Genomic DNA, 17684 nt, shown 5'->3' on the forward strand with positions numbered 1-17684 from the left:
TAACCTGGCGATCAGGCTTCCAGCCGCTCCTCGATGGCGGCCTTGGTGGCTGGCAGTTCCTTCGGCAGATGGTGTGCCAATTGCGCGAACAACTCTTCGTGCAGCTTGAGTTCATCGCGCCAGGCCGACTTGTCGATGCTGGTCACGGTGTTGAATTGTTCGGCGCTGAAGTCCAGGCCAGTCCAGCTCAGGTCCTGGTAGCGCGGGCTCACGCCGAAGACGTGCTCGGCACCTTCGGCCTTCTGCTCGATGCGCTCGATCATCCACTTCAGTACGCGCATGTTCTCGCCATAGCCGGGCCAGACGAACTTGCCATCGGCGCCCTTGCGGAACCAGTTCGTCGTGTAGATCTTCGGCAGTTTGGCGCCCGAAGCGTCGAGCTTCTTCCCGAGGTTGAGCCAATGCTGGAAGTAGTCGCTCATGTTGTAGCCCATGAACGGCAGCATCGCGAATGGGTCGCGGCGCACCACGCCGGCCTGGCCGGTGGCGGCGGCGGTGGTTTCGCTCCCCATCGTGGCGGCCATGTAGACGCCTTCGACCCAGCTTCGGGCTTCGGTGACCAGCGGTACGGTGGTGGAGCGTCGGCCGCCGAAGATGAAGGCGTCGATGGCCACGCCCTTCGGGTCGTCCCAGGCGTCGTCGAGCGCGGGGTTGTTGGTGGCGGCAACGGTGAAACGTGCGTTCGGGTGTGCCGCCTTGGCGCCGGTTTCCTTGGCGATCTGGGGTGTCCAGTCCTTGCCCTGCCAGTCGATGGCGTGCGCGGGCGCGTCGCCCATGCCCTCCCACCACACGTCGCCGTCATCGGTGAGGGCCACGTTCGTGAAGATGGTGTCGCGCTCGACGCTGGCCATGCAGTTCGGGTTGGTCAGCACGTTGGTGCCCGGCGCCACGCCGAAGTAGCCGGCCTCGGGGTTGATCGCGTGCAGGCGGCCGTCGGCTTGCGGCTTGATCCAGGCGATGTCGTCGCCGATGGTGGTGACCTTCCAGCCGTCCAGGCCGGCCGGCGGGATCAGCATCGCGAAGTTGGTCTTGCCGCAGGCGCTCGGGAAGGCGGCGGCGACGTGGTATTTCTTGCCCTCCGGGTTGGTCACGCCCAGGATGAGCATGTGCTCGGCGAGCCAGCCTTCGTCGCGGCCCATGTTCGAGGCGATGCGCAGCGCAAAGCACTTCTTGCCCAGCAGCGCATTGCCGCCGTAGCCCGACCCGTAGCTCCAGATCTCGCGCGTCTCGGGGTAGTGGACGATGTACTTGGTCTTGTTGCAGGGCCAGGCGACGTCCTTCTGGCCGGCTTCCAGCGGCGCGCCGACGGTGTGGACGCAGGGCACGAAGTCGCCATCCACGCCCAGCACGTCGTACACGGCCTTGCCCATGCGCGTCATGATCTTCATGTTGACGGCCACGTAGGGGCTGTCGGACAACTCGATGCCGATATGCGCGATCGGCGAGCCCAGCGGGCCCATGCTGAAGGGCACGATATACATCGTGCGGCCCTTCATGCAGCCGTCGAACAGGGGCTGCAGCGTGTTGCGCATCTCGCCCGGCGCCATCCAGTTGTTGGTGGGACCGGCGTTTTCCTTCTTCTCGGAGCAGATGTAGGTGCGGTCTTCGACGCGCGCCACGTCGCTCGGATCAGAGGACGCGAGGTAGGAGTTGGGCCGCTTGACCGGGTTGAGCTTCTTGAAGGTGCCGGTGTCCACCAATTGCTGGCAGAGGCGGTCGTACTCTTCAGTGGTGCCGTCGCACCAGTGGATGCGCTCGGGCTTGCACAGGGCGGCCATATCGGCCACCCAGGCGATCAGCTTCGCGTTCTTGACATAGTTGGGCGCCTGAATGGCGAGGCCCTTCATCACGGGTGCGTTCATCGGAAGTCTCCTGGTCTTGAAAATCGTCTTTTCGAACGAGCCTCGGCGCCATCGCGCACGAAGACCGTTGGAGAAAACGTTTTCTTATGGAGTCCGTATATCGCACGGAGGTCCCGGCCTGGGCCGTGCGGGCCCGGCCGGTGCCTGCGTCAGGCCATGTAGACGGCGATCGATGCCAGCAGCAACATCAGCACGCCACCCGCGATCGGGAGGACGAGCGGCATCAGATGGACGATGGATTCGACCGCATCTTTTTCGACAAGGGCGGCTTCACCCGGTTCGACGGGGGTGGGGTTGGACATCGGGATACCTCAGGTTCGCAAAACTGACGGATATTTTAGGGGCACGCTCAAGCGCATCATGTCAGGGTCGGCCCCCGAAAAATGTGAGACTTTTGGCCTATAACCAAGGCGGTGAAAGTCCGGGGGCGGGGCATACGCCGACGCCTGCGTCTTTCGTGGACCTTGGCTATCGCTGCTCTTCGGCCGCGAAACCCGCCGCGTGCAGTGCGTCCAGTACGGAGGCCAGGTGCGGCCGCCCGCGGGTTTGCAACACCAGTTCGACATCGACGTTCTGCGCAGCCAGCACGGTGAAGGCCCGCTGGTGGTGAACTTCATCGATGTTGGCGCCCGCTTCCGCCACTGTGGCTGTGATATGGGCCAATGAGCCAGGCACGTCACGCGCGCTCACCCGCACACGGGCCAGCCGGCCGGCGCGGACCATGCCGCGCTCGATGATGGCGGCCAGCAGAAGGGGGTCGATGTTTCCGCCCGAAAGCACCAGGCCCACTTTCTTGCCGCGGAAGCGTTCGGGGTGGCGCAGCAACGCCGCGAGGCCGGCAGCGCCGGCGCCCTCGACCAGCGTCTTCTCGATCTCGAGCAGCATCAGCACGGCCTGCTCGATGTCGCCCTCGTCCACCAGCAACAGGTCATCGACCAGTTTCTTGATGATCTGCTGAGTCAGGACGCCTGGCGTGCCGACCGCGATGCCCTCGGCAATCGTGCTGTTGCCCTGCGGATGCTGCAGGCCCTTCACGGCATTGACCATCGCCGGGAAGCGGGTCGTCTGCACGCCGATGATCTCGATGCCCGGCTTGCGCGCCCGCGCCGCGACCGCCATGCCGGCGATCAGCCCGCCGCCGCCGACCGATACGACCAGCGTGTCGAGGTCGGGCACTGCATCGAGCATCTCCAGCGCGACCGTGCCCTGGCCGGCGATGATGGCTTCGTCGTCGTAGGGGTGCACGAAGGTCAGGCCTTCCCGCTGCGCCAACTCGAACGCGTGGAGGCGGGCGCCTTCCAGCGTGTCGCCGTGCAGCACCACGTCGGCGCCGAAGCCACGCGTGCGCTCGATCTTCACGCCGGGAGTGAAGCGCGGCATCACGATCCTCGCGCGCAGGCCCAGGCGTTGCGCGTGATAGGCCACGCCCTGTGCGTGGTTGCCGGCCGACATCGCGACGACGCCGCGCACGCCGCTCTCCGACAGGTCCACCAGTTTGTTACACGCGCCGCGCTCCTTGAACGATGCGGTGAACTGCAGGTTCTCGAATTTGAGGAAGACTTGCGCCCCCACGATTTCGGAGAGCGTGCGCGACTCCACACACGGTGTATCAAGCAATTGCCCGCGCAGACGCTCGGCCGCTTTGGTGATCTGTTCGATTTCAACCATACCGGGAATTGTCGACGGATTCGCAACATCAGGGTTTTTACTGTTCCCAATCCTTCCCCAACCTAAAACTCTGCGTTATGGTCGCGCTGAGTTGGCTCGGAGAAGGGTAGTCCCGCAATGGTCAAGCGTTCCGGTGTGGATGAAGTGGTGGCTGCATCGCGCAGCCAGGCCATGCCTTCGCCTGGACTCAAGGGCGCGCCGGTGCTCGAGCTCATGTGCTCGCACTTCGTCTTGACGCTCGCGGCCAAGCAGGGACCGCGATTCAACGTGCGGCGCGACCTGAACGGGCTGCTGTCGCTTACAGGCCGCCACCTCGTCTGGCCCGCCGCGGTGCTGCATCGGCTGCGCGAATTCCTTGGCCGGCGCTGTGCCGGCAACGAGATCTGGAAAGGCGTCGAGGAACTGGACAGCCGTACGCTGCTGGAACGCCACGGCGTCTGGCGCGGCCCCTACGAAGAAGGCACGCTGTTCTTCTACCTCGACGAATACGCCAAGGATCAGCCGAAGGACCTGCTTTCGGTGCTGTCGGCGACGCGCGACTGGCTTACGCACGCGTTGCGAAAGCAGTCGACGCTGGTCGAGAAGAACATCGATGCGCTGGCTGGCCTGCTGCTGCTCAACAAGGCCGAGCGCGCGCTGCTGCTCTACGGCACGCTCGCGCGCTATCAGCGCGACCTGCGCTCGCTGCTGGTCGAATTCAAGGTCAACAATGCGCCGGAGGCCTATGCAGCCATTGCGGAAGTGGCCGGCGTCAACGCGAGCGACGTGGGCGAAGCGCTGCGCGCCGGGTCGCGGCTCGAGCGCATCGGCCTGGTCGAGAACCTGATCTCCGAACACAACATCACGGACCTGGCCGACCTCATGAAGGTCAGCGAGAAGCTGCCGCCGGTATTGATGCGCGAGTATCGCGACCAGAACGAGTTGATGGCGGTGTTCACCCGGCCGTCGGCCAAGAGCGCGCTCGACGTCGATGATTTTTCTTTCGTGGCCGACGAGGCGCAGATGCTGGTTACGCTGCTGCGCGCCGCCGTGGCGCGCAAGGAGCCGGGCGTCAATGTGCTGCTCTACGGACCGCCCGGCACCGGCAAGACCGAGTTGGCCAAGGTGGTGGCGCAGGCGGCGGGGCTCGAACTGTTCGAGGTCGAATATGCCGACCGCGACGGCAATTCGCTGAGCGGGCGCGATCGCTATCGCTCGCTGCAGATCGCGCAGGTGTTCCTCAAGGGCAGCGCGCAGGCCGCGTTGCTGTTCGATGAAGTGGAAGACGTGTTCCCGCCGATCAGCACCGAGGCCGCGCAGTACATGGCGCGTGCCGAGCAGATCTCCGCGCCGACCAGCGGCAGCGTCAGCGGCAAGGCCTGGGTCAACCAGATCCTCGAATCGAATGCCGTGCCCACGCTGTGGGTAACCAACCGCATCGAGCAGATCGACCCGGCCTTCCGGCGCCGCTTCGCGTATCACCTCGAGCTCAAGTCGCCGCCGCCGGGCGCGCGCGAGCAGCTGGTGCGCAAGACGCTGGAGGGTGTGCCGGTGTCGGAAGCCTTCACCGCGCGGCTGGCCGAGCGCAAGGGGCTGACGCCGGCGCAGATCCGCACGGCGGCGCGCTTTGCCGAGCTTGCCAAGACCGATGAGGTGACGGTCGAATCGCTGATCGAGCGTCAACTCAAGAACGCGGACCTGGCGCTGGGCACCACTGAAACGGGACGCGGCGAGCGCCGCAGCGTCACCACCTATGACCTGGACATGCTCAACGTCGAGACGCGCTTCGAGATTCCGCGCATCGTCGAGGCGATCAGGGTGCGCGGCCACGGCACGCTTTGTTTCTATGGTGCGCCGGGTACCGGCAAGACGGCGCTGGCCGAGCACCTGGCCAAGGCCATCGCCCGGCCGCTGATCATCAAGCAGGCCAGCGACCTGATGAGCAAGTACGTCGGCGAGACCGAGCAGAACATGGCCGCGATGTTCAAGGAAGCCGAGGCTGAAAAAGCCGTGTTGCTGCTCGACGAGGCCGACTCGTTCCTGCAGGACCGCCGCGGCGCGCAGCGCACCTACGAAGTCACCGAAGTCAACGAGATGCTGCAGGGCATGGAGCGCTTCAACGGCGTGTTCGTCTGCACCACCAACCTGCTGGACCGGCTCGACCAGGCGGCGCTGCGACGCTTCACCTTCAAGATCAAGTTCATGCCGCTGACGGCAGCGCAGCGCGAGCGCATGTTCATCGTCGAGGCGCTGGCGGGCGATGCGACGCTGCTGACTGTCGAACTGCGCGCGCGCCTGGGCCAGCTGGAGCAACTCTGTCCCGGTGACTTTGCCGCGGTGAAGCGCCAGACCGACATCCTCGCGACCGAGTTTTCGGCTGCCGAGTTCCTCGACCAGCTCGACGCGGAGCACCGCATCAAGCCGGAGGTACGCGAGTCGCGCGGCATGGGCTTCATCCGGTAGTCGCCGGCGGATTTTTTTCAGCGACTTGGCGTCTTCATGGCCGTGGCTCGCCCTGGCTGATCCCCACTTCTGCGGAAGATGCCGCCGCGATTGCGATGCCCTGCGGCGGTGCCTGTGCAGCCGGGGCCGGGGCGAAATCGACCATCGGTGGCGATAAAAACGCAGTCGGCGCAATGACCCGCGGCGCGCGCGTCGTGAAATCAAACTGCTCGCCACCTTGCCGACGTGGCTGGATTGCGCTGCAAGCTGATACGCTCCTCGCCGACTACACGGGGCGGAAAGCAAATGAGTCTGAATATTCGTTGGGGCGTCGGCCTCGTCGCTGCATTGGCGTTGACCGCATGCGGCGGTGGCGGAGGGGGAGGAGGCAACGGCAATCTTGCCGCGTTGGCGCTCATGCCAATGACGCAGGCGCCGACCGCCCCATCGACGCCCGGCCCGGCGCAGCAGGACGAACCGATCGTCGCGTCTTCCACGGTGGCGGGGCTCTGCGCAGTGTCACGCCAGGGTATCGACCCCGCCACCGGCGCCGCATTTCGAGACCGCGCCGGCACGCTCGCCGACGAAAAGCACTGGGTCCGCGGCTGGATCGATGAAACCTATCTGTGGTTCGACGAGGTGCCGGGCGGACTGCTGGCCGATTCCTACGCCCTGCCGGTCGATTACTTCAACGTACTGAAGACACCGAAGAAGACCGCGACCGGCCGCGACAAGGACCGCTTTCATTTCACGATGAACACTGCCGACTACCAAAGCCAGTCGGTCGGGTTGTCGATCGGCTATGGCATGGAGTTGGCCTTTCTCAAGCGGACGCCTCCGCGCGATGTTCGCGTGGCCTTCGTCGAACCGGGCGCAGCCGCGGCTCTGGCCGGCGTAGGACGGGGCGTGAAGCTGCTGGAGATCGACGGGGTCGACGTCGCCAACGGCACGGACACAAGCAAGCTCAACGCGGGCCTGTCGCCGGAGAAAGCAGGCGAAGTGCACACCTTCAAGCTGGGTCAACTCGATGGCAGTACGCGCGCCGTGACGCTGACTTCCGCCGACGTGGCGCTGTCGCCGGTGCAAAACGTGAAGGCCTTCGACACGGCGACCGGGCGCGTCGGCTACTTCCAGTTCAACGACCACAACGAGCCGTCCGAGGCCCAGTTGATCGCTGCGATCAATGAACTCGGCAGCCGTGGCATCAAAGACCTCGTGCTCGACATGCGCTACAACGGCGGTGGCATCTTGAGCATCGCGAGCGAACTCGCCTACATGGTGGCCTCTCGCGAAGCCACCGATGGCAAGACCTTCGAACGGCTGCTGTTCAACAGCAAGAACCCGTTCCATCTCACGCTGGCGGACGCTACCGTTCCCTTCCTTGCCGTTACGCAGGGCTACTCGGCTGCGCCGTATCAGCAACTGCCGCAATTGGGCCTCCAGGAAGTCACGGTGCTCACGGGCCCCGACACCTGCTCGGCCAGCGAATCGGTGGTGAACGGCTTGCGCGGCGTCGGCGTGAGGGTCAACCTCATTGGTGGCGCCACCTGCGGCAAGCCCTATGCGTTCGTGCCGCAAGACAACTGCGGAACCACCTACTTCGCGATCCAGTTCCAGGGCGTGAACCAGCAGGGCTTTGGCGACTATGGGGATGGTTTCCAGCCGGACTGCACCGTGGCCGACGACTTCAGCCATGCACTGGGCGACCCCGCCGAAGCCCTGCTGGCAGTCGCGCTCACCCGCCAATGCGACCCCTATGGGACGCCGAAGTCGAAAGCATCGCGCCAGAAGGCCTCGATGGCCTGGGAGCCCTTGCTGAACCGCTCGCCTGCGCGCCAGAACCGGCTGATCAAGGACTTGCGTCAGTAGCCTGTACAGATCCGCAGCACGTCGGCGCCGTAGGCTTCGAGCTTCTTGGCACCGATGCCGCTGATGCCTTGCAGGTCTTCCAGCGTGGCGGGCGCACGCTGGGCGATGGCGGCGAGCGTGGCGTCGTGAAAGATCACATAGGCGGGCAGGTTGTGCTCGCGGGCCACTTCGGCACGCCAGGCCTTGAGTGCCGCAAACCGGGTCTGGCCGATGGCGTCGAGCGAGGCTGCCGCAGGAGAGGGCGCGCCGCGCGCGGTCTTCTCGCGCTTCGCCTTGCGCGGCGCGGGCGATGACACCGATTCACGCAACGCCACGCTGGCCTCGCCCTTGAGCACGGCGCGCGAGCCGTCGGTGAGCTTCAGCGTGTTGTATGCCTCGGTGTCCACCGCGAGCGCACCGATCGCGATCAGCTGCCGCAGCACGCCCCGCAACTGCGCCTCGCTGAACTCGCTGCCGATGCCGAAGGTGCTGATGCGCTCGTGACCGAACTGCTTGACCTTCTCGGTGTCCTTGCCGCGCAGGATGTCCATGACGTGGCCGGCGCCGAAGCTGATGCCGCTTTGCTGCTGCACGCGGTAGACGGTGCTGAGCAGCTTGCGGGCGGCATCGGTGCCGTCCCAGACCTGCGGGGGGTTCAGGCAGTTGTCGCAGTTGCCGCAGGTGCCTCCCATGCCCGGCACAGCATGTCCTCGCTGCCCCCCGAGGGGGCCATTCGCGCCATGCAAGGGCCCCGCGTCGCTCGGTCCGCTTCCGTAGGTTTCGCCAAAGTAGCCGAGCAACCGCACGCGCCGGCAATCGCTGGCTTCGGCCAATGACAGCAACGCATCGAGCTTGCCGCGCATCACCTGCTTGAAGTCCTCGCCGGCGGGGCTCTCGTCGATCATGCGGCGCTGGTTCACCACGTCCTGCAGGCCGTAGACCATCCATGCGTCGGCCGGCTCTCCATCGCGGCCGCCGCGGCCGGTTTCCTGGTAGTAGCCCTCGATGTTCTTCGGCATGTCGAGGTGGGCGACGAAGCGCACGTCGGGCTTGTCGATGCCCATTCCGAAAGCGATGGTCGCGACCATCACGATGCCGTCTTCGCGCAGGAACCGGTTCTGGTGCTTCTGCCGCACAGCCGCGTCCAGGCCGGCGTGATAGGGCAGGGCGCTGATGCCCGCGTCCTGCAGCGCAACGGCCACGTCTTCGACACGCTTGCGCGACTGGCAATAGACCACGCCGGCATCGCCCTCGTGCTCGCGCTCGATGAAGCGCAGCAACTGCGTGGTCGCGTCCTTCTTTTCGACGATGGTGTAGCGGATGTTCGGGCGGTCGAAGCTGGAGACGAATTGCTGCGCCTGTTCCAGCTGGAGTCGCTCGACGATGTCGGCACGCGTCAGCGCATCGGCGGTGGCGGTGAGTGCGATGCGCGGCACCCCGGCGTAGCGTTCGTGCAGCACGGTGAGGGCGCGATATTCGGGCCTGAAGTCGTGGCCCCACTGGCTTACGCAATGCGCCTCGTCGATGGCGAACAGGCTGAGCTTCTGGCGTGCGGCGAGCCCGTCGAGCAATTCGAGAAAGCGCGGCGTCGTCACGCGCTCGGGCGCAGCGTAGAGCAGCGTGATCTCGGCGCGAGCGAGGCGGCGCTCGACGTCCTGCGTTTCGGCCCAGTCCAGTGTGGAGTTGAGGAAGGCCGCGTTGACGCCTGCTTCATGCAGGGCGCCGACCTGGTCGTGCATCAGCGCGATCAGCGGCGACACGACGATGGCCACGCCCTGCCCTGCACGCTGCCGCGCGATGGCGGGGATCTGGTAGCAGAGCGACTTGCCGCCGCCCGTGGGCATCAGCACCAGCGCGTCGCCGCCGCCAACCACGTGATCGACGATGGCCTCCTGCGGACCGCGAAAGGCGGTGTAGCCGAAGACCTCGAGGAGGATCTCCAGGGGGTCTGTGGATGAGGTGGACAAAGGCAGTGCGGACACGTGTCGGGTGTTGGGGTGGAGAGGGAGTCTGCACGCCAGCCCTCCCGGCGGCGCGCCAGGCCTCATTGTCGCCGCATGCCCGGCAGTCGCCGCGTCGCCGGGCTCAATGCCGGATGTTCTCGCGGCCGAACACCGCCATCAGCGTGCAACCCATGGTGGCGATGAGCTTCTCGCGGCCCTCTTCCAACGCCCAGGCGTGGCCCTCGCAGACGGTGACGGTTCGCCCGGGCTTGACCACGCTGCCAACCATGCGGAAGGTCTGGCCCTTTGCTGGCGCGAGAAGGTTGATCTTGTATTCGATGGTCAGCACCGCGGCATCCGGGGGCATCAGTGTGAAGCCGGCGTAGCCGCAGGCCGAATCGAGCGCGGTGGCCACCATGCCGGCATGCAGGAAGCCGTGCTGCTGTGTCAGCGGCTGCGCCCAATCGAGCTCGATGGCCACGCGCCCCGGCTCGATCTCGCCCAGGCGTGCGCCGATGGTGACCATTGCGCCCTGGCGCTCGAAGCTGCCGCGCACACGCTGTGCATAGTCGGGATCCTGCGGGACGAAGGAGGTGGGATGCATGGAATGGTTAACGTTTACGTAAACGTTAATTATGGGTGGGCTGACTTGGCCGGGCAAGCCGCGCCATGGATCGTCAGCCCTCGTGGCGTCGGTCAGGAAGGCGAACATGGGGCTTGGCGGTCACCGGGCACCGGGCACCGGCACCGGCACCGGCACCGGCACCGGCACCGGCACCGGGCTCCGCCGGCTTTGCACACCGGATGCACCTGCTCTTGCATTCGCTTGCGGCTGCCTGTATAGACAGCATTCGGCGTACTGGAAATACCCCGTGCGCCAATAGGAAACTTCCCAATCGAACCGCTGTACGGTAAAGTTGGGGTTAGCCTGTATATACAGGTAAAGCCGGGTGAAGGACACTGCGAGCCGCGGCGCTGCGCCATTTCCGCCAATTTGGCTCTGCAGCGAATCGTTTTCTCATCGACAGCCTATTCAACAGGAGGCCTTGTGGCCATGACCCTCGCATCATCGAAGAAGATCGCCTCGCTCATCGCGGCTGGCGCCTGTATCGCCGCCGCCGCCGCGCCCGCCGCCGCGCAGACCAAGATCGCGCTCGGCATGTCCGGCTGGACGGGCTTTGCTCCGCTGACGCTGGCCGACAAGGCGGGCATCTTCAAGAAGAACGGCCTGGACGTCGAGCTCAAGATGATTCCGCAGAAGGATCGCCACCTGGCCCTGGCGTCGGAAGCCATCCAGTGCGCAGCGACCACGGTCGAGACGCACGTGGCCTGGAACGCCAACGGCGTGCCGATCGTGCAGATCTTCCAGATGGACAAGTCCTACGGCGCCGACGGCCTGGCCGTGCGCAACGACGTCAAGACCTTCGCCGACCTCAAGGGCAAGGCCATCGGCGTCAGCGCCCCCGGCACCGCGCCGTACTTCGGCCTGGCCTGGATGCTGAGCAAGAACAACATGTCGCTGAAGGACGTGAAGCTGGTGTCGCTGGAACCCCAGCCTGCCGCCACCGCCTTCGTCGCCGGCCAGAACGATGCCGCGATGACCTACGAGCCCTACCTCTCGACCATCCGCAGCAACCCGGATGCCGGCAAGATCCTCGCGACCACGCTCGACTACCCGATGGTGATGGACACGGTCGGCTGCGCGCCGAGCTGGCTCAAGGCCAACCCGAAGGCGGCGCAGGCGCTGACCAACTCGTACTTCGAGGCGCTCGAAATGATCAAGGCCGACCCGGCCAAGTCGAACGAGATCATGGGAGGAGCCGTCAAGCAGAGCGGCGAGCAGTTCGCCAAATCGTCGGCCTATCTCCGCTGGCAGGACAAGGCTGCCAACCAGAAGTTCTTTGCGGGCGAACTCACGGCCTTCATGAAGGACGCCGAGAAGATCCTGCTCGAGGCCGGCGTGATCCGCAAGGCGCCGGACAACCTGGCTGCGACCTTCGACGCGTCGTTCATCAAGTAGGACGGCCATGGCGAACACACGCTCCGCGATGCCGATGCCCGCCGTGGCGCCGGGCGCGCCATCCCCGGCGCCAGCCGCGCGCCGGCGCCGGCCCGTGGCTCCGCTGGAGCCGGTGAGCAGCCGCGCGCGCTGGATGCTGGGCGTCGGCTTCTTCGTGCTGTTCGTTGCCGTCTGGGCCTTCTTCACGCTCGGCGGCTTCGTGTCGCCGACCTTCCTCGCGAGCCCGGTGACGATGGTCAAGGAAGGCTATTCGCTCTTCACCGAGTTCAACTTCATCTACGACATCGGCATGACGGTGTGGCGGGTGTTCGGCGGCTTCGCGCTGGCCGCGATCATCGCGGTGCCGCTGGGCATCGCGATGGGCGCATGGAAGCCGGTCGAGGCCTTCTTCGAGCCCTTCGTCTCGTTCTGCCGCTACCTGCCGGCGTCGGCCTTCATCCCGCTGCTGATCCTGTGGGCCGGCATCGGCGAAACGCAGAAGCTGCTGGTGATCTTCATCGGCTCGGTGTTCCAGATCATCCTGATGGTGGCCGTGATCGTCGGCGGTGCGCGCAAGGACCTCGTCGAGGCCGCCTACACGCTCGGCGCCAACAGCAGCGGCATCGTCAAGCGGGTGCTCATCCCAGGCGCGGCGCCGGGCATTGCCGAGACGTTGCGGCTGGTGCTGGGCTGGGCCTGGACCTACGTGATCGTCGCCGAGCTGATCGGCTCGTCGTCCGGCATCGGCCACATGATCACCGACAGCCAGGCGCTGCTGAACACCGGCCAGATCATCTTCGGGATCATCGTGATCGGGATCATCGGCCTGGTCTCGGACTTCGCCTTCAAGGCGCTCAACCGCCGCCTCTTTGCCTGGAGCACCATCTGATGCAGAACCAGCTGTCCATCCGGGGCGTCTCGCGCGTCTTCGATGGTGCCAGGGGCCAACGCACGCAGGCGCTGTTGCCGATCGACTTCGAGGTCAGGGAAAACGACTTCGTCACGATCCTCGGCCCCTCGGGCTGCGGCAAGTCGACGTTGCTGCGCATCGTGGCAGGCCTGGACTTTCCGACCACCGGCCAGGTGCTGCTGGATGGTCAAGACATCGACGGCCCGGGCGCGGATCGCGGCGTGGTGTTCCAAAGCTACACGCTGTTCCCCTGGCTCACCATCGCGCAGAACATCCGCTTCGGACTGCGCGAGCGCGGCATGAGCGAAGTCGACCAGAAGGAGCGCAGCGATTTCTTCATCGCCAAGGTCGGCCTGCGCGGCTTCGAGAACCACTTTCCCAAGCAGCTCTCGGGCGGCATGCAGCAGCGCACCGCGATCGCGCGTGCGCTGGCCAACGACCCCAAGATGCTGCTGCTGGACGAGCCGTTCGGCGCGCTGGACAACCAGACCCGCGTGCTGATGCAGGAACTGCTGCTGGGCATCTGGGAATCGGCGCAGAAGACGGTGCTGTTCGTCACGCACGACATCGACGAGGCCATCTTCATGGCCAACCGCGTGGCGGTGTTCAGCGCGCGGCCGGGGCGCATCAAGACCGAGATCGCGGTGGACTTTCCGCATCCGCGCCACTACACGATCAAGACCTCGCCGGAGTTCATGGACATCAAGGCGCGACTGACCGAGGAGATCCGCGCCGAATCGATGGCAGCGGAAATGAAATGAAACACCCCCGAAGCGCTGACCTGGACACCCGCGAAGCGCCTGCGGCGCCTCCCCATCGAGGGGGCGATACCAGCGGCCCGGCAGCGCCGGTTCCGCGGTATCCCTGGCATTTGCCGGCGCCGGTTTCGCGCGTCGTGGGTCCCGCGACAGCGTGTGGAAAACTGAAATGAAAAGAGACCCGGCCATGCCCGCAATGGCGCTCTACGCGCAGGTGAAGGACCACATCTCCCGCAAGATCCAGGACGGCAGCTGGCCGGCCGGGCATCGCCTGCCTTCGGAGCATGAACTGGTGGCGCAGTTTGGCATCTCGCGCATGACCATCAACCGCGCGCTGCGCGAACTGGTCGAGCAGGGGCGCATCACGCGCGTGGCCGGCGTCGGCAGCTTCGTGGCCGAAGACAAGCCGCAATCGACGCTGCTGCAGATCGCCAACATCGCCAGCGAGATCCGCGCGCGCGGCCACGACTACGGCTACCAGCTGCTCGCGGCCGAACGCATCGCCGCCTCGACCGATGTGGCGGCCTGGCTGGACGTGCGGGCGGGCGAGTCGGTGTTCCACGCGCTGTGCCTGCATCTCGAGGACGGCATGCCGGTGCAGCTGGAAGACCGCTACGTCAACCCGCGCGTAGTGCCCGACTTCATGGAACAGGACCTCGCCACCACGCCACCGAGCGAGTACCTCGTGCGCAGCGTGCCTTTCGACCAGATCGAGCACCTGGTCGACGCGGTGCTGCCAACCGCCGAGCAGGCCCGGCGCCTCTCGATGCCGGTCGCCGAACCGTGCCTGCTGCTCACGCGCCGTACTTGGACGCGCACCGTGCCGGTGACGCTGGTGCGCTGCCTCCATCCCGCTTCGCGCTACCGGCTCGGCAGCCGGTTCCGCGCAGACGGCAATCCGACCCACTGAGGCCGTTTTCCGTCCCCGGATTTCGATCGCAACTACTTGTATAGACAGGCTTATGAACACAACCGCTTCCTCTTCGAAAGACAACACCCAAGACATCCTGCTGGTGCCCGGTCAGGTCGACCTCGCATTGCTGCGCCGCATCCACGCAGGCGGTCTCCGGCTCGCGCTGCATCCTTCGGTCCAGCCCGGCATGCTGGCGGCGCGCGATGCCGTGCAGCACATCGTCGACAACGACGAGGTGGTCTACGGCATCAACACCGGCTTCGGCAAGCTCGCGAGCACGCGCATCGGCAACGATCACCTGGCCGAGCTGCAGCGCAACCTGGTGCTCTCGCACAGCGTGGGCACCGGCACGCCGCTCGATGCAGCGGTCGTCCGGCTGGTGCTCGCGACCAAGGCCGTGAGCCTGGCGCGCGGCCATTCGGGCGTACGGCCCGCACTGGCCGAGGCGCTGCTGGTGCTGTTCAACGCGGGCGTCACGCCGAGCATCCCGTGCAAGGGCTCGGTGGGCGCATCGGGCGACCTCGCGCCGCTGGCGCACATGGCCTGCGTGCTGATCGGCGAGGGCGAGGCGATCACGGCTGACGGCAAGACCGTGAGCGGTGCCGAGGCCATGCGCCTGGTCGGCCTGAAGCCCTTCGTGCTCGGACCGAAGGAAGGCCTGGCGCTGCTCAACGGCACGCAGGTGTCCACGGCGCTGGCGCTGGCCGGCCTGTTCGGATCGGAGAACGTGTTTGCATCGGCATTGATGTCGGGCGCGCTGTCGCTCGAAGCGATCCAGGGTTCGATCAAGCCCTTCGATGCGCGCATCCATGCCGCACGCGGCCAGCCCGGGCAGATCGCCGTGGCCGGCGCCGTGCGCACGCTGCTCGACGGCAGCGAGATCGTGCCCTCGCACCCCGATTGCGGTCGCGTGCAGGACCCGTATTCGATCCGCTGCGTCCCGCAGGTCATGGGCGCCTGCCTCGACAACCTGGCGCACGCCGCGCGCGTGCTGGTGATCGAGGCCAATGCGGCATCGGACAACCCGCTGGTCTTCACCGACACCGGCGAGGTGATCTCGGGCGGCAACTTCCACGCGGAACCTGTGGCTTTCGCGGCCGACATCATCGCGCTCGCCATTTCCGAAGTCGGCGCGATTTCCGAGCGCCGGCTCGCACTGCTGCTCGACACGGGCCTGTCGGGCCTGCCGCCCTTCCTCGTGCACGACGGCGGCCTCAATTCCGGCTTCATGATCGCGCAGGTCACGGCGGCCGCGCTCGCGTCGGAGAACAAGTCGCTCGCGCATCCCGGCAGCGTCGACAGCTTGCCGACCTCGGCCAACCAGGAGGACCATGTGTCGATGGCAACCTACGCCGCGCGCCGCCTGGGCGACATGGTCAACAACACCGCGGTCGTCGTCGGCATCGAGGCGATGGCGGCTGCACAGGGCATCGAACTCAAGCGCGGACTGAAGAGCTCGCCGCTGGTGGAGGCCGAGTTTGCGACGATCCGGACGAAGGTGGCCTACCTCGAGCGCGACCGCTACCTCGCGCCCGACATCGAAGCCATGCGCCAGTGGGCCCTGGGTGCCGACATGCCCGCCGCGCTGTTGAACATCCTGCCCAGCCACATCAAGGAGTAACCCGTCATGAACGCCCCCGACAAAGTCCTGGCCGCCACGCTCATCGACCCCCGCATCGACCCGACCCGCGTGATCCGCGCCCCGCGCGGCACCCAGCTGACCTGCAAGAACTGGCTCACCGAAGCGGCCTACCGCATGATCCAGAACAACCTGGACCCGGACGTGGCCGAGAACCCGCAAGCCCTGGTCGTTTACGGCGGCATCGGCCGCGCCGCGCGCGACTGGGCCTGCTACGACCAGATCCTGGCCTCGCTCAAGGACTTGAACGAAGACGAATCGCTGCTGGTGCAGTCCGGCAAGCCGGTGGGCGTGTTCAAGACGCACCCCAACGCCCCGCGCGTGCTCATCGCCAATTCGAACCTCGTGCCCAAGTGGGCCAACTGGGAGCACTTCAACGAACTCGACCGCAAGGGCCTGTTCATGTACGGCCAGATGACCGCCGGCAGCTGGATCTACATCGGCAGCCAGGGCATCGTGCAGGGCACCTTCGAGACCTTCGTCGAGGCCGGCCGCCAGCACTTCGGCGGCGACCTGGCGGGCAAGTGGATCTTGACGGCCGGCCTCGGCGGCATGGGCGGCGCACAGCCCCTGGCCGCCACGCTCGCGGGCGCGGTGTCGCTGAACATCGAATGCCAGCAGTCCAGCATCGACTTTCGCCTGCGCACGCGCTACGTCGACAAGCAGGCGCGCGACATCGACCACGCGATCGAGCTCATCCAGCAGCACACCGCGGCCAGGGAAGCAGTCTCGATCGGCCTGCTGGGCAATGCGGCCGAGATCCTGCCCGAGCTCGTGAAGCGCGCGAAGGCAGGCGGCATCAAGCCCGACCTGGTCACCGACCAGACCTCCGCGCACGACCTCATCAACGGCTACCTGCCCGCGGGCTGGAGCGTGGCGCAGTGGAAGGCCGCGCAGCGCGACCCGGCGCAGCACGCCAGGCTCACCGACGAGGCCGCGAGGAGCTGCGCCGTGCACGTGCAGGCGATGCTCGACTTCCAGGCCATGGGCATCCCCACGGTGGACTACGGCAACAACATCCGCCAGGTCGCCTTCGACATGGGCGTGAAGAACGCCTTCGACTTCCCCGGCTTCGTGCCGGCGTACATCCGGCCGCTGTTCTGCGAGGGCAAGGGCCCGTTCCGCTGGGTGGCGCTGTCGGGCGATCCGGAAGACATCTACAAGACCGACGCCAAGATCAAGGAGCTGTTCCCGGAGAACAAGCACACGCACCGCTGGCTGGACATGGCGCGCGAGCGCATCGCCTTCCAGGGCTTGCCGGCACGCATCTGCTGGCTGGGCCTGGGCGAGCGCCACCGCGCCGGGCTGGCGTTCAACGAGATGGTGAAGAATGGCGAGTTGAAGGCGCCGATCGTGATCGGGCGCGACCACCTGGACACCGGCTCGGTGGCCAGCCCCAACCGCGAGACCGAGTCGATGAAGGACGGCACCGATGCGGTGAGCGACTGGCCGTTGCTGAACGCGCTGCTGAACACCGCGGGCGGCGCGACCTGGGTCAGCCTGCACCATGGCGGCGGGGTGGGCATGGGCTATTCGCAGCACTCGGGGATGGTGATCGTGGCCGACGGTACCGATGCGGCGGCCGAGCGGCTGGCGCGCGTGCTGGTCAACGACTGCGGCTCGGGCGTGATGCGCCATGCGGACGCGGGCTACGAGCAGGCCATCGCCACGGCGAAGAAGCAGGGCCTGAAGCTGCCGATGGTCGACAAGGCCCAAGGGTGAT

General features: G+C 66.3%; 13 protein-coding genes. 8 read left to right on the top strand and 5 right to left on the bottom strand.

Translation table 11 applies throughout. The features are described from left to right. Positions 1 to 11 precede the first annotated feature (11 nt). The 3 genes from WKW80_RS08525 to WKW80_RS08535 all read right to left on the bottom strand — a co-directional run bounded on the left by WKW80_RS08525 (position 12) and on the right by WKW80_RS08535 (position 3530). Entirely contained in the window at positions 12 to 1862 is a 1851-nt protein-coding gene (locus WKW80_RS08525; protein WP_340363125.1) for a phosphoenolpyruvate carboxykinase (GTP), read from the bottom strand. Between the two features lie 149 nt (positions 1863 to 2011). Next, positions 2012 to 2164 carry a hypothetical protein gene (locus WKW80_RS08530; protein ID WP_340363126.1) on the bottom strand — a complete coding sequence of 51 codons (153 nt, stop codon included), beginning with the start codon at positions 2162 to 2164 and terminating at the stop codon, positions 2012 to 2014. A gap of 166 nt (positions 2165 to 2330) precedes the next feature. Further along, positions 2331 to 3530, bottom strand: a complete 1200-nt coding sequence (locus WKW80_RS08535) for a threonine ammonia-lyase (protein ID WP_340363127.1) — start codon at positions 3528 to 3530, stop codon at positions 2331 to 2333. 117 nt (positions 3531 to 3647) lie between these two features. On the opposite strand from WKW80_RS08535, the gene WKW80_RS08540 reads away from it, so the two are divergent. Both WKW80_RS08540 and WKW80_RS08545 read left to right on the top strand, forming a co-directional pair. Further along, entirely contained in the window at positions 3648 to 5972 is a 2325-nt protein-coding gene (locus WKW80_RS08540) for an ATP-binding protein (protein WP_340363128.1), read from the top strand. Positions 5973 to 6257: 285 nt separating this feature from the next. Next, on the top strand, positions 6258 to 7820 hold the full coding sequence (locus WKW80_RS08545; protein WP_340363129.1) for a S41 family peptidase: 1563 nt from the start codon (positions 6258 to 6260) through the stop codon (positions 7818 to 7820). Here the strand turns inward: WKW80_RS08545 and WKW80_RS08550 are convergent. Both WKW80_RS08550 and WKW80_RS08555 read right to left on the bottom strand, forming a co-directional pair. Next, positions 7814 to 9847, bottom strand: coding sequence for a RecQ family ATP-dependent DNA helicase (locus WKW80_RS08550; RefSeq protein ID WP_422822874.1), 2034 nt, complete (start codon positions 9845 to 9847; stop codon positions 7814 to 7816). The two genes, WKW80_RS08545 and WKW80_RS08550, sit on opposite strands and share 7 nt — an antisense overlap. Positions 9848 to 9884: 37 nt before the next feature. Further along, positions 9885 to 10346, bottom strand: coding sequence for a PaaI family thioesterase (locus WKW80_RS08555; protein WP_340363131.1), 462 nt, complete (start codon positions 10344 to 10346; stop codon positions 9885 to 9887). Between the two features lie 450 nt (positions 10347 to 10796). Between WKW80_RS08555 and WKW80_RS08560 the strand changes: the two genes are divergently transcribed. The 6 genes from WKW80_RS08560 to hutU all read left to right on the top strand — a co-directional run bounded on the left by WKW80_RS08560 (position 10797) and on the right by hutU (position 17683). Further along, on the top strand, positions 10797 to 11762 hold the full coding sequence (locus tag WKW80_RS08560) for an ABC transporter substrate-binding protein (protein WP_340363132.1): 966 nt from the start codon (positions 10797 to 10799) through the stop codon (positions 11760 to 11762). Positions 11763 to 11796: 34 nt separating this feature from the next. Then, entirely contained in the window at positions 11797 to 12630 is an 834-nt protein-coding gene (locus tag WKW80_RS08565; RefSeq protein ID WP_340363179.1) for an ABC transporter permease, read from the top strand. Continuing rightward, positions 12630 to 13412: an ABC transporter ATP-binding protein gene (locus tag WKW80_RS08570; RefSeq protein ID WP_340363133.1), complete on the top strand. Its 783-nt coding sequence runs from the start codon at positions 12630 to 12632 to the stop codon at positions 13410 to 13412. Before WKW80_RS08565 ends, WKW80_RS08570 begins: the two co-directional genes overlap by 1 nt. A 166-nt stretch (positions 13413 to 13578) precedes the next feature. Continuing rightward, positions 13579 to 14319: a histidine utilization repressor gene (hutC, locus tag WKW80_RS08575; RefSeq protein ID WP_340363134.1), complete on the top strand. Its 741-nt coding sequence runs from the start codon at positions 13579 to 13581 to the stop codon at positions 14317 to 14319. A gap of 52 nt (positions 14320 to 14371) precedes the next feature. Continuing rightward, positions 14372 to 15943 carry a histidine ammonia-lyase gene (hutH, locus tag WKW80_RS08580; RefSeq protein ID WP_340363135.1) on the top strand — a complete coding sequence of 524 codons (1572 nt, stop codon included), beginning with the start codon at positions 14372 to 14374 and terminating at the stop codon, positions 15941 to 15943. A gap of 6 nt (positions 15944 to 15949) precedes the next feature. After that, positions 15950 to 17683, top strand: coding sequence for a urocanate hydratase (hutU, locus tag WKW80_RS08585; protein ID WP_340363136.1), 1734 nt, complete (start codon positions 15950 to 15952; stop codon positions 17681 to 17683). The last annotated feature ends 1 nt before the right edge of the window (position 17684 follow it).

The sequence above is a fragment of the Variovorax humicola genome (assembly GCF_037889915.1).
Classification (GTDB): domain Bacteria; phylum Pseudomonadota; class Gammaproteobacteria; order Burkholderiales; family Burkholderiaceae_C; genus Variovorax; species Variovorax humicola.